This is a genomic window from Parabacteroides sp. FAFU027, from assembly GCF_022808675.1.
In the GTDB taxonomy this organism is placed as follows: domain Bacteria; phylum Bacteroidota; class Bacteroidia; order Bacteroidales; family UBA7332; genus CAXXIC01.
Window position 1 is genome coordinate 24431 of the sequence record NZ_JAKZKV010000002.1, and the last position, 13348, is coordinate 37778.

Below are 13348 nucleotides of genomic sequence, written 5' to 3' on the forward strand. Positions count from 1 at the left end.
TTTTAGATTTTACGAATCAAGACGGTTTGGACTGACCATCAATCAGAGCTCATTACCCGATTAAGGTTAAAAACAAAACCTAAACCTATCAAAAACCTACAGCTTATTCCATTATACTTTTATATAAATAAACAACAAAAATATATCGAATCAAACTACAACACTTAATAGTTAGGGTGACATCTGGTTGCAACTTATAAATTGAGACAAAATGCCACAATCGAAAAATGCCAAACACCTAATTTCCAGACCAGAAAAAAGCGCTACTAAATATCCGTGTCATCAACAGGTAACTTCAATGTTACTTATTGGCAATGTGTTTTTCTGTAATCCCGGGGTGTTTTTCCAAATAATGCCTTAAATGACCTGGAAAAATACTTCGGATCATTATACCCGACAGCCGATGCAATCTGCTGAACAGAGTCTGATGTATTCAGTAAAAGACCGGATGAATGCTTTAACCTAACATCTAAAATAAATGATACCGGAGACATATCTGTCAGCTCTATCATCTTCCGATGAAGTGTAGATTTAGAGATTTTCATACTTTCAGCAAACTGGTCAAAACCAAAATCCCGGTTATTCAGATTGGCTTCAATTATTCCGGCTGCTTTCGTGATAAAAGCCTCATCACCCGTCAGATGTTTCTTCAAGGGAATATTAACACTGGCTCTATCCCCTCTATTCAATAATTCAGATTTAATTTTTCCTTTCCGGAGTAGATTTCCAATCATCACTACCACCAATCGGAGATCTATCGGATAGGTAAATAAAGCATCAATGTCACAATTATAAAACTCGATCTGATGCTCAAGAATCATTGAATCTGAAATTACAATGATGCCGATATGATGAGTAGTTTTATTTGTTTTTATAGACTTGCAGAGGACCTTTAAATCCTGTCCAGGCTTTCTTTCACACACGATTAAGATATCCGTCCCTTCGTTTTGAAGAATATCCAGAGCCATGGAAACGCTATCCACCTTTTTTACGACAAAGTCTGATTCCAGCCTCTCATTAATCAATTGCCCGTAATCACATTTATCCCCCAGGATCAAAACCGAATGGCTCCTTAGAGGAGGTTGCGGAGTTACCTGTCCGGCCTTTTGCCATATACCATTCATGCTATAACAATTAATATCGAGAAATTTTAAAGACAAATGTATTGCACTAATATTCGAAGTCAAAACCCGGAATAAACAAACTCCGCTCAGATTATAATATGAGAAAAAATTACAGGATTCGGAAAATCAGTTTTAATTGCAGATTATAATTTGTAGATAAATAATCACTATAAAGTGAGACAGTTACCCTAAAATCGACTAATATTGCCAAAGAAACAAGAAAGTGGGTATCTGTAAGCTTGGCTAAAAATCCATCCCGAACAGACACCCACTTCTTTATTATAGCTCAGTACCAATCAATCAATTTCCACCTTCCACTCCGCAGTCCAGCTTTCTCCTGGTCCTAATTGGTTGATACCAAATTTCCGGGTTAGTTCTCCATCGTGGTCTTCAAAATCAGCCACACCCGACCAGGGTTCAAGACAAACAAAATCGGCATCCTTTACCGCCCAGATTCCAAAATGAGGGAAGTTACTGAAGCTGAAAGTCAGCTTCTGGTCATCCTTACTATTCTGTAAGACTATGCGTTGACTCTTCATATCAGTCATCACCAAAGCATCGTTATAGAACAACGGATAAGAAAGGGGCAAGACTCCGTTTTCCAACGGGACCACCTCTGTTTTCCGGAGCAGTTGGTTACCCTGTAACGGGTGAATGTTCAGCACCTCATCCTGTTCCAGCCAAAGCTGATAATCGCTATAAACCTTATCCTCATTCACCTCGATGGCAAAAGCCGGATGCGCGCCGAGAGAAAACCACATCGGTTTATATACGGAGCTGTTCTTAACCCGGTATTCCACACGCAATGCTGCTCCCACCAGGATATACTCCACCTCCAGGTCAAAGTCAAACGGGAACAATGACCGTGTCTCTTCTGTAGAACTCAATCCGAAAACCGCAGAATCCCCCTCTTGTTTACGCACATCGAAATTCATCTCACGGGCAAAACCGTGACGGGGCAGATTGTAACTCTTTCCTTCATACTGGTAAGCATTTCCTTTTAATGCGCCCACAATCGGGAAAAGTATCGGACTTGTCTTTCCCCAAAAGGCTGGATCAGCCTGCCACATCCACTCTTTGCCACTCTTTTTATCGACCAACGATCTCAGCTCGGCTCCCAGTGCCAATACTGACGCTTTGATTTGTTCGTTTTCTAACTGTATCATCATCTTTAGTTTCTGTCTTTATCACTTAAAGATAGCGGTTTTACACCTAAACCTTCCCGAATATTGTCTTTTACCAAATGAAAATGAGGGGATATACTGCTAATTAAGCATATCCCCTCATTCCACTACAAAACCGTTATACGTTTCATTTGATAAGATGATTACTGCTTAATAAACTTCACCGAACTAACGTCTGCTACGTTATCCAATCTCAGCAAATAGACTCCGGCTGTAAGACCACTTATATTCAATTGATTGCCATTTAACACCGTATTTATCAACACCTGTCCATCCAGGCTGGATACCTTCACCCGGGTACCTGCGTCAACAGCACTAATATACAAAACGTCTGTTGCCGGATTTGGATAAACTGACACTCTTTTCTTTACATATGAGATAACAGAGGTTGCAATCGGAATCCGCGACGCGATCTCACTATCAGCACGTTGGACTTTCGACACATGCAATTCATCAATGGTAACAGGATTTGCATTTCCCCAATAAGGCAGGTAAACATAACTGGTACTATTCACCGATGGAGCAATGGATACTGACGATTGCGCATCCAATCTCCCGTTGATATAAATCTTTGACGATCCGGCTCCCCAACTCAGGGCCACGTGCGTCCAGGTATTCAACGGCAAAACGGTATTACCGGTCAGTCCCCCTCCACCTGCTCCGTTCCAACTCGACATCGTAATTTTCCCAAACTCATTCACAGAAGAATGAAAGACATACCCTGCCGATGGTTTGACAGTCGTATTAGTCCAGTTGATACAAACCAAACCGTAATTGTATGATTCCGGTTTTACCCAAAACTCTATCGTTGCTGCGTTTGTCAGACTTGAAGTAGTCGCCGGGTAACGCACAAAACTATTATTGGTAAAATTGGCTGCTTTTCCCAACCCGTTCAGACTGGAAGAATAGTTCAGTGTATTGGTTACCGTACCGGTAGTAGTCTGGTTAAAGTGATCTAGGATTACCGAATTGGCATCTGATTGCGTTTCACTGAAGAAGACCGGAATACGGCTCGCAATCTCGGCATCGGTCCGCTGCACTTTCGAGATATGCAGCTCGTCAATCGTAACCGCATTGCTATTTCCCCAGTAAGGCAAATAAACATAGCTACTGCTATTAATAGACGGATTAATCGATGTCGCCATCTGAGCATCCACCTTCCCGTTAATATAAATTTTGGTAGAACCGCTTGCCCAACTGATGGCCACATGCGTCCACGCATTCAATGGCAATACGGTGTTGCCGGTAAGCGAACCGTCACCATGCCCGTTCCAACTGGAAGTCGTAATCTTTCCATCCGCATTAATGGATGAATGAAACACATATCCGCCTCCGGGAGCCGTAGTCGTATTGCTCCAGTTGATACAGACCAGTCCGAAATTATAGGCAGTAGGCTTCACCCAAAATTCAATGGTGGCTGCATTGGACAGTTCTGATGTGGAAGCCGGATAACGTACAAAGTTATTGTTGGTAAAATCAGCAGCGTCTCCCAGTCCGTCCAGACTGGTGGAATAGGTAAGCGCAGATTTTAATGTACCGGCTGTGGATTGGTTGAAATGCTCCAGCAACACGGTATTGGCATCCGCCGTGATTTCAGGGTATTGCGCACGGGTCAATGCCGGACATAGTAATAACAATGATGCAATAAAGGCCATTCTGGCCATTAACGGGTAGATTTTTTTCATAAGCTGTTGGGGATATAAATGATAGTATAAATCTTAATCGGGTTCAGGATACCTTGGGTTAACGACTCAACAAAGATAAAGATTATTCTTTAACACAAGTGCTAATATTCATTCTCACCCGAGACAAACATATTATTTTAACAACTGTATATCATACATTTAGAGCAATTCCAAACTAAATCAGAAAGGTAATCAATTACAGGAAAAGGTTTGAGTCAGGTCAACAACTCCGAAATTAGAAAAGTCTTTGTTTTTGACGTTTGAGAGATCAACTCATCTCACATTTTACTAACTTAGAGACCTCTAATCGTTCTGTAAATCTAAACACCACCAACATGAAACAAAAAATCAGATGGGGCATATTAAGCACTGCTAAAATTGCAACAGAGAAAGTAATTCCCGCTATTCAGCAAGGTGAATATTCCGAAGTAGTGGCTATCTGTTCACGCGACATAACCAAGGCTCAGGAAGTAGCCGGAAATTTAAATATCGGGAAATATTACGGTAGTTACGAAGAGCTGTTGCAGGATCCGGATATCGATGCCGTTTACAATCCGCTCCCGAACCACATGCACGTCCCCTGGACAATCAAGGCGCTTGAAGCCGGAAAGCATGTATTGTGCGAGAAGCCTATCGGGCTTAATACGGAAGATGCAAGAAAACTGGTGGATGAAACACTGAAGTATCCTCATCTGAAAGTGATGGAAGCCTTCATGTATCGCTTTCACCCGCAGTGGCATCAGGTGTTATCCCTCATCAGGAATGGGGTCATCGGAGAAGTCCGATCGGTTCACACCATCTTTTCCTATTACAACGACGATCCGGCAAACATCCGTAACCAGATGGGAATAGGCGGGGGGGCTTTAATGGATATCGGTTGTTACTGTATATCCTTCCCCCGGTTTATTTATGGAGAGGAACCGGAAGCAGTTACGGGTTTGATGGATACGGATCCTCAAATGCATACTGACCGGCTTACCTCTGGTCTGATGAAATTCTCTTCCGGTAAATCGGCCTCTTTTACCTGTTCTACCCAGTTGTTCTCTTTCCAGCGAACCGTCATATCGGGTACAAACGGACAAATCAATATTAAGATCCCGGTCAATGCTCCACCTGCCGGAACCACAACAATAGAGCTGATCAATAACGATGGAGTTAAGGAGTTTTCGTTTACACCGGTGGATCAATACACGCTTGAGGCAGACGCCTTTTCCCTGGCAATACTGGAGGATAAGCCTGTACCCACGCCATTGGATGATGCGATTGGCAACATGAAAGTGATCGATGCAATCATTGAAAGTGTAAAAGAAAACAGGTGGATAAATATAAGTTGAAGAAAAACAAATGAGCCGTGACATCAGGTCGCGACTCATTTATTTTTACGGAGTATCTCTACAGTGACAAATCATTTACTGAATCCGCCACGCCTTAATCATTGTAGGCAAGACAATGAGCAACAGCGGCAACGCCACAATAAAGCCGCCAATAATGGCTATGGCCATCGGTTGGTGCATCTGTGCTCCGGTTCCAATACCGAAGGCAATCGGCATTAATGCCACAATAGCACCCAATGCCGTCATCAGCTTCGGCCGAAGACGGGTGGCTATGGTATAGACAATCGAATCGTCCACCGACAGACTATTTCTTGACTTCTTGTATTGCAGAAAGGAGAAAATAGCATTCTCTCCGATAATCCCAACAATCATAATCAAACCGGTGTAGCTTCCTACATTCAACGGCGTTCCGGTAATGTAAAGTGCGAGATAGCTCCCCGAAATCCCCAGCACAGCAATTAACAGAATCAGCAATGTGATTTTGAATTTCTTGAAAAGGCCCAATATCACATAGAAGACCAGCAGGCTGGCGGCTATCAGGATAAATAACAATTCATGAAATGATTGCTGCTGTTCCTTAAAGGCCCCGCCGTACTCTATATTGTACCCCTGCGGCAACTTCACCTTCCGGTAAACTTCCCGCTGAACATCCCTCATCACGCTACCCAGATCGCGTGCACTCAGACGAGCCGTTACAATCCCCATATTCTGCAAATTCTCACGCTGTATCTCTGCATCGCCGGGAACTAACTGCACCGTTGCCAGTTCAGTAATGGGCTTTAACTGTCCGTTGGGCAGGAAGAGTTGAGAGCGGCTGATATCGGCGACTCCGGTAGTGTTGTTATCGGGATAGATTAACCGGATTGGGGTCAGGCGGTTTTTATCAAAGACGGTACCCTCCACATTTCCCTCCATCGCGGTCTGCATCTGGTATTGCAGGTCAGTCGGAGTCATTCCGAACTGAGCCAGATTTTTAGGATGTACACTCACATACGGACCGGCAATGGTGATACCATTGAATACATCCGCCGTTCCTTTTACATGTTCGACTATTCCTGCAATCTGCTTCGATAAATCCTCCAGCTTCTTCCGGTCTGTTCCGAAAATCTTTACCTCTATCGGCTGCACCGATTCCATCAGATCCCCCAGCATATCGCCAATCACCTGACCGAAGTCAATCTGTAACGACGGCTGGGTCGATTCGATCTGTTTACGGATATCGCTGATCACCTCTTCTGTAGAACGGTTGCGATCTTTTTTCAAATGAATGAGGTAATCGCCATTATTCGGTTCGGTAATGAAGAATCCCATTTGAGTACCGGTACGTCGGGAATAGGCTTCCACTTCCGGGATCTGTAGCAACATTTTCTCCACCTGACGCAATGTGCGGTCTGTCTCGTCCAATGAGGTTCCCGGCGGTGTTTTGTAATCCATCACGATACTCCCCTCATCCATTTCGGGAAGAAAGCCGGTTTCAAGTCGCGGAAATATAAGTGCGATTGAGATGGCCAGCAACGCCATGAAAGAGAGACTGATCCACGGTTTCTCCACAAAGAAGGAAACCCAGTGACGTTTCCCGTTTGCCAGCGGCTTGTCTTCCTGTTTCTTGGGCAAAAAGACGTTCTTCTTTTCAGGAGATAGTAACAGATAGATGACCGGCAGACCTACCCAGGTAACAAAAAACGAACAGACCAGAATGATAATCATCGCATTGGTCATCACTTTAAAATAGGCACCTGCCACACCACTCATCAGGACAAAGGGCAGAAAGATGACGATCGTACTCAGAGACGAACCCACCATGGCCGGAAAAAGGTATTTAATGGCTTTCTGTACCAACAGGGAAGAGGGTTCATCGGGATGCTCCTCGTGTGTCCGGTGAATTTGCTCCACGACCACAATGGCATCGTCGATGATCAAGCCGATTGCAGCAGCAAGAGCTCCGATGGTCATGATATTGAGCGTCTGCCCGATTGCATAAAAGACAATCAGCGAAAGCAGTAACGTAACCGGAATGGTAATCAAAATCGTAGTACTGGCTTTGACCGAACGGAGAAACAGGATTGCTACAAAAATAGCCAGCAACAGCCCCACCCAAAGGGCATCGGTTACGCTTTTGACGGAATCATTGACAAACTCAGCCTGTACATAATAGGGATGAATAGAGACATCCGGCGGTAACACCTTTTTCAGCTCATCCAGTTTGTTGGCCATGCGATCGGACAGGTCTATCAGATTGGCGTTGGGTTGTTTCACCACGGCAATCAGAATCCCCTCTTTTCCATTTGCATTGATCTTTACATATTCCTTTGCTTCGCGAATGCCAATCTGCGCAATATCTTTCAGGGTAACAATGCGTTTCCCATCATTGCTGATGATCACATCATTGAGCCGGTTGATGTTGTCAATGCGGGCATCGGTGGTAGTCAGGTAAAGCAGGCGGTAATCGGTCAGATAGCCGTTTGATTTTACGAAACCGGTCTGGCTCAACGCCGTCTTGATTTTTTCAGGCGTAATGCTCATGCTGCTCATCTTGCTCTGATTGAGCATCACCCAGTATTCTTTCTCTTTTCCACCGATCACCCGTACTTCCGAAGCCCCATCCACCTGTGAGAGGAAAGGCTTAATGGTATAGGTAGCCAGGTATTTCAGGTCAATGGGCGAACGGCTGTGACTCTCCAGAGTATATCCGATAACCGGTAGAATAGACGGATTCATTCGCTCTACCGTAATTTTGATGTCTGCGGGCAATTCATTCCGGATTTCGTTAATCTTTGACTCAATCCGTTGCTGACCTAAGTCTATGTTAGAGCCCCAATCCATAAATGCCGAGATTTCGCAACTTCCACGACTGGTGGTACTGCGTAAGGTCTTCAGGTCGGGCACTTTCTTCATCGCCAGTTCCAACGGTCGGGTGACGGTAAACATCATCTGATCCACCGGCAACTCACCCGCATCGGCAATCACCTTGATTTTCGGGAAAGTGATTTCAGGAAAAAGCGTGGTCTGTAGTTTATTATAGGAATATATTCCGCCCAGGATGATGATCACCAGAGCTACAGACAGCGGATTCTTGTAGGTTATAAAGAACTTGTTCATCGTGCCGGACTTTTTTCAACAACCACTTTTGCCGTATCGGGCAGTCCATAATTGCCACTGATTAATATCCGGTCAGTAGGAGCCAGTCCGGGTGACAGGATTTCAACCCGGCTTTTCGTCTCAATGCCTTTTTTGACGAGAACTTTCACTGCTGTTTGGCGATCTGTCATTTTCATAATCCAGAATTCGCTCTGCACCTCATTGGTCAGAATCGCTGATTTAGGCAAAGAGACGGTATGTGATTTTGTCCGTTTGATGAAATTCACCCGGGCTACCAGATTCTCGGGGATAGAAAGCCCACCGGGAATACGGATGATAAACCTTTGTGTCTGTGCCACAGGGTCAACCATTGGCATAGAATTAGAAAGTGTTCCGGTAATTTTGCTATTATCGGGCAAGGTCAACTGAAGCGTTTTATTGTTGGACAAAAAAGGGCGCAGTTCATACGGAAGCTCCAGCATAAAAACCAGGCTGTTAATATCACTGATCGCAGCCAGCGTTTCGCCATCCTGCACGTAATCGCCCACCCGGTAGGTCAGTTGGGTAATGTATCCATTTCCCGGAGAAGGTATGCGGACGGTTCCGCTAAAGCGCATGCTACTATCCAATGCTGAAACAGTTGTTCCCAAATGCTCCGCCTCCTTCGACCGGACGACAAACATACGCTTTCCTTTACTAACCTGTTGTCCCAACTGTACGTTCACCTCCTGGAGATATCCGTTTGTATTGGATTTCACGAAGGTTTTCACCATAAACGCCGAGGTGGCATTAAGCTCTGTCACCTCGTCCATCTGTCCGGTTTGAGGATTGGCAATAGCTACCGGAGTACGCCCGGCGGTAGTCTTTTCATCATCCGATGATGCTTCTTTGCCCTTGCAGGATGCGATCGTCAGGGCGATGATCAGGGCGAATGGGAGGAGCTTTTTCATTCGTATAAATATTTCGTTATTTGTTCATTATGCCCCAAGGCGTATCCATTGAGCTAAGTTATGCTGCCACTTTGTGGAGATTTACAGAATTAAAATAGCACTCAAAAAAAGGCTCTATAACGGCTTGTATGGAATACATCTCAGCCCAACGTCAACGCCTTGGGTATAAATATGATCCGATTCAGATTGCGTCCTGAAAGGACAACATAATATCACATGCGCCATTATTTCTCCCGGTTCCAATAATTCAGTTCATTGACGATCTGATACCCTTCAATGGTGTTGGATACCAACATATTCCTTGCAGTCAGGTAGTTGCCGATTGCCAGAATATAATCCGCAATATGCACCTCTCCTATTTCCAGCAATTTATGATTGGCATCGAGCAGGGCGCGGGTATAGGTAATCTGTTGGTTAAGTTCGTGGGTAAGTCTGCGGTTGGCTTGCAATTGTTGCAACAGGCGATTGATTTGCTGATGATATTGCGATGCAAAGAAATCCTGATTTCCGCGACGGGTCACCTCATCCAGTGCAATGCGGTTGTGCTGCATCTTCCGCTGGTCTCCATCATAAAGAGGAATGCTGACGGTAAATCCTGCCCCTACCCCGAAGTTGCGGAAAGGCTTCTCAATTAACGAAGAGTTATATCCCCCATCAGCAAAAATGCTGACTTTGGGCTTGTAGGAGAAATCAATCTGTTTATCGCTATTCTTCAATTTCAGGCTGTCAATGACATATTGTTCGTGAAAGGTGGATTGGGTAAAGGAGGGCAATACCTCCATGTGAAGCAGCGGGTCAGTCAATGCCTGAAACGTAGTATCTTCTATGCCACACAAATACCCCAATGAGGCATAATCACTCTGGTATTGGCTTTTGAGCCGTTCCACCTGCAACGATTGCTGTCGCTGACTGACCAGGAAACTCAGATACTCGGTCTGTTTATAAGTACCTCTTTCTGCCAGTTTTTTCAGAATCAGCTCTTCTTTTTTCAGCAGGCTCAGCATCTCGTCGTTAAACAGATACTGCTGCCAATCCCCAAAGGCTACCAGGAACTGGCTGGTCACACTCTTTTTCAGCTCTTGTTCTGAGATCTTGCCGGTATTGCGGAGGGAACGGTTTTGCAGGGTAGTTGCTTCCAACTGGTTACGTTGGTTCTGTCGGCCGACTATCTCTTTCGAAATTGACACACCCGTATTCATATTTGCCCCGTTGGTAATCGCCTGGTCATATCCCCATCCGTTCAGTACCGGGGCATAATAGTTCGTGCTATTGAAGCTCACCTGAGGCCCCCAGCCGGCACGGGTACGCAAGCTATCAATCCGGCCCTGTTCCTGTTGATTGCGGTAGTCTTTGAGTAACGGACTGTTTTGCAGGGCCTTTTGGATGAAAAAAGAGAGTTCCTTTGATTGCTGGGTAAAAGCGAATGAAATAGAAACGATACTCATCACACAAACTCCCCCCAGCTTCTTTTTCCATGAATTATTCATAATTATCGAGTGAGTTCTTATTGCTTATAGACTGTTTATTATAGCTTGATTTCAGAGCCAACTATACTCCACCTTATCTGAAAGTTGCACTTCTCAACATATCATAGATAACTGTTCGTCAAAATCTTGCGCCAAAGTTAGTAATCTTAAAGAAATTACCTATTCAAAAACTGTAACTGACATAAAACCCCGTCTGCCGGGATTGTACAGACGGCATTAAGGTTAACTTCGCCCCCAATCGTCTCTTCAGCGAATCATAGGCCCAATATGAGGCCTGAGTGGTCATCATACCAACAGCAGCTCCCATCAATACGTCATTTACATAATGAGCATTGTCCGCAACCCTGCAAAACCCGACATATCCGGCTGAGAGATATGCCACTGCCGAAACCCAGGGGCTGATGTATCCCAACTCTTTTGAAACAAAAGTAGCCGAAACAAAAGCCATAGCAGTGTGCGCCGATGGGAATGATTCCCTTGCCCGGCGGTCAGGACGGGTTTCATGTACCAACAATTTGGTTCTGTACACCACAAAATCGTTAACCACACAGGCTACCGCCAGAACCGCGGTACGGTCAATAAATTTGTGCTCTGCTTTTACCCCACACAGGTTTAATGCATACTCTGCAGCAATCGGAGCGTAACGGACATAATCTTCACCCAGATTGATATAATGTTTACTCAATTGATTATTCCAGCTCAATTGTCTTTGCAAGTCCTCCTTCAGGTGCGGTACAGCCATAATAGCCAGACTTCCCGCTGCCAGACTTGCCGGAACAATACTCTCTTTCACATATTTCGAATTATACCATCGGGGAGAAATCCTGACAACAGATACTGTATCAGGAATCGGTTTTACAGAATCGGTTTGCGCTGCTACTGACTGGGTAATGAGAGTTATTACCGGAAGGAGGAGCAGTATGAGCTGCTTTATTTTACATATTCCTGAAAATCCCATACAAATCTGGTTTTGCAATGTTTATTCTCTAAAACGGAATGAAAGTAATGATTATTTCAAAAAAACGCCCAGGACAACGTTATTTCAGTACGTTGCCTTGGGCTGAATATATTGTAGAAACGAACATTGACCTTTTAAGGGGTTACAGATATGCGACCATCATTTTAACATCCGGACAATATCATCGGGGAAAAATATTTTATAAGGAATAGAATCAACCGGATTAGTTTTTAAGAATAGACAAGGAATAATTTCTTTTCCTTTGGCAAAAGGCAGTTTTGAAGCTTTGATTTCAAGCTCCCGCACTAATCTTGATACATTTTCAGCTTCCGTCCATTTACATTCGCCTACTAACAACACCTTGCCATCAATAGATTCAGCAACCACATCCACTTCAATTCGTTCGTCCTTTGAGACATTCCCCCACCAACTACGCGCATAACCAAAGATGTACCCATCCACTTCTATACCAGAGATTGCCTGACGACATAGTTTCTCCCACCAAAAAGATATATATCCGGGAATTTGCCCGGCTATACGTTCTAAAACAAGATTGCCCTTGTCTAACTCTATCAGGGAACGATTAGGAACAACAAAAGTAAAGTAGAAATTCACAAATGGATCCGAGATCCTGTAATAGCTTTTTTTGTTATTCCGGATGTTTTCGCCAAAAGGGAGCTCACGTTCGATATACCCAAGTTGAATCAGGCGGTCTAATGGTCCGGCTAGACTAGTCGCAGGCTTTTCCAACCGTGCAGCAATTTCAGATAGCCGGTGTACCCCATTACCAATCAAAGTCAGAATCGTGTATGATTGCGTCGTATCACGCATATCATCAACAAATAAGCGCAAAGGTTCTTCAATCAATGTTCCCAACGGAGAAAAAAGATGTGAAAGCAAAGCATCATTCAGACTTTGCTCCTGTAAGCGTAATTCCCAATAACGCGGCACCCCTCCCCATATCGAAAATTCAGTAATTGCCTCTTCTGCCCCGCATTTCAATATTTCCTGAAGATATGGAAGCTTCATAGGCCGAACCTTCAAAATAATATCAGCACGTCCGTACAATGGAGCTGTACTGTCAATAATCAATCCATGCATCAACTGCTGAGATGATCCACAAATAATCAAATGAAAGCGGTTTTCTCCTTTATCTATCAATCGCTGTATTGTCGCAGGCAGTTCGGGAGAACTCTTTACCAGATAAGGAAATTCATCTAAGCATAAGGTTATTTTGGTGGTAATACGTTGATTCAATACAGTAAACAGGGCTTCCCAATTGGGATATTTCACTAAATCAAAACCTGGAATAACATTTGATAAAGTCTGTGCTAACAAAGTGATTTGCTGTGTACTTTCAGTCTGATCCGCCATAAAATAGATATCCGTTTCAGTTAATACCCGTTTTAAAAGTGTGGATTTACCACAACGTCTGCGACCATATACGACAATAAAACCAGACTTATCACCGGTAATAATTTTCCGAATACGTGCTTGTTCTTCTGTTCTGTTAACAAATTTCATCTGACATAATTTATTTTGTTCGAG

9 protein-coding genes are annotated in these 13348 nt (G+C 44.1%); 1 reads left to right on the forward strand and 8 read right to left on the reverse strand.

Features of this window, described 5'->3' with window-relative positions; translation table 11 throughout:
- Window positions 1-305: 305 nt before the first annotated feature.
- From MLE17_RS03495 to MLE17_RS03505, 3 genes are all read right to left on the reverse strand, one after another.
- A complete protein-coding gene (locus tag MLE17_RS03495; RefSeq protein WP_243347113.1) occupies window positions 306-1124 on the reverse strand; it encodes an AraC family transcriptional regulator in 819 nt (272 codons plus the stop codon).
- A 296-nt stretch (window positions 1125-1420) separates the two neighbouring features.
- On the reverse strand, window positions 1421-2293 hold the full coding sequence (locus tag MLE17_RS03500) for an aldose 1-epimerase family protein (RefSeq protein ID WP_243347118.1): 873 nt from the start codon (window positions 2291-2293) through the stop codon (window positions 1421-1423).
- A gap of 158 nt (window positions 2294-2451) precedes the next feature.
- A complete protein-coding gene (locus MLE17_RS03505) occupies window positions 2452-3993 on the reverse strand; it encodes a LamG-like jellyroll fold domain-containing protein (RefSeq protein ID WP_243347120.1) in 1542 nt (513 codons plus the stop codon).
- Window positions 3994-4328: 335 nt separating this feature from the next.
- On the opposite strand from MLE17_RS03505, the gene MLE17_RS03510 reads away from it, so the two are divergent.
- Window positions 4329-5327, forward strand: coding sequence for a Gfo/Idh/MocA family protein (locus MLE17_RS03510; protein ID WP_243347123.1), 999 nt, complete (start codon window positions 4329-4331; stop codon window positions 5325-5327).
- A 75-nt stretch (window positions 5328-5402) separates the two neighbouring features.
- Here MLE17_RS03510 and MLE17_RS03515 read toward each other — a convergent pair whose 3' ends face one another.
- From MLE17_RS03515 to MLE17_RS03535, 5 genes are all read right to left on the reverse strand, one after another.
- Window positions 5403-8426, reverse strand: coding sequence for an efflux RND transporter permease subunit (locus tag MLE17_RS03515; RefSeq protein WP_243347125.1), 3024 nt, complete (start codon window positions 8424-8426; stop codon window positions 5403-5405).
- Window positions 8423-9355 carry an efflux RND transporter periplasmic adaptor subunit gene (locus tag MLE17_RS03520; RefSeq protein ID WP_243347127.1) on the reverse strand — a complete coding sequence of 311 codons (933 nt, stop codon included), beginning with the start codon at window positions 9353-9355 and terminating at the stop codon, window positions 8423-8425. The genes MLE17_RS03515 and MLE17_RS03520 overlap by 4 nt, the downstream gene beginning before the upstream one ends.
- Before the next feature lie 224 nt (window positions 9356-9579).
- Entirely contained in the window at window positions 9580-10842 is a 1263-nt protein-coding gene (locus MLE17_RS03525) for a TolC family protein (protein WP_243347129.1), read from the reverse strand.
- 163 nt (window positions 10843-11005) lie between these two features.
- Window positions 11006-11800: a phosphatase PAP2 family protein gene (locus tag MLE17_RS03530; protein WP_243347130.1), complete on the reverse strand. Its 795-nt coding sequence runs from the start codon at window positions 11798-11800 to the stop codon at window positions 11006-11008.
- A gap of 159 nt (window positions 11801-11959) precedes the next feature.
- Complete coding sequence (locus tag MLE17_RS03535) at window positions 11960-13324, reverse strand: ATP-binding protein (RefSeq protein ID WP_243347131.1); 1365 nt, start codon at window positions 13322-13324, stop codon at window positions 11960-11962.
- Window positions 13325-13348: the final 24 nt, after the last annotated feature.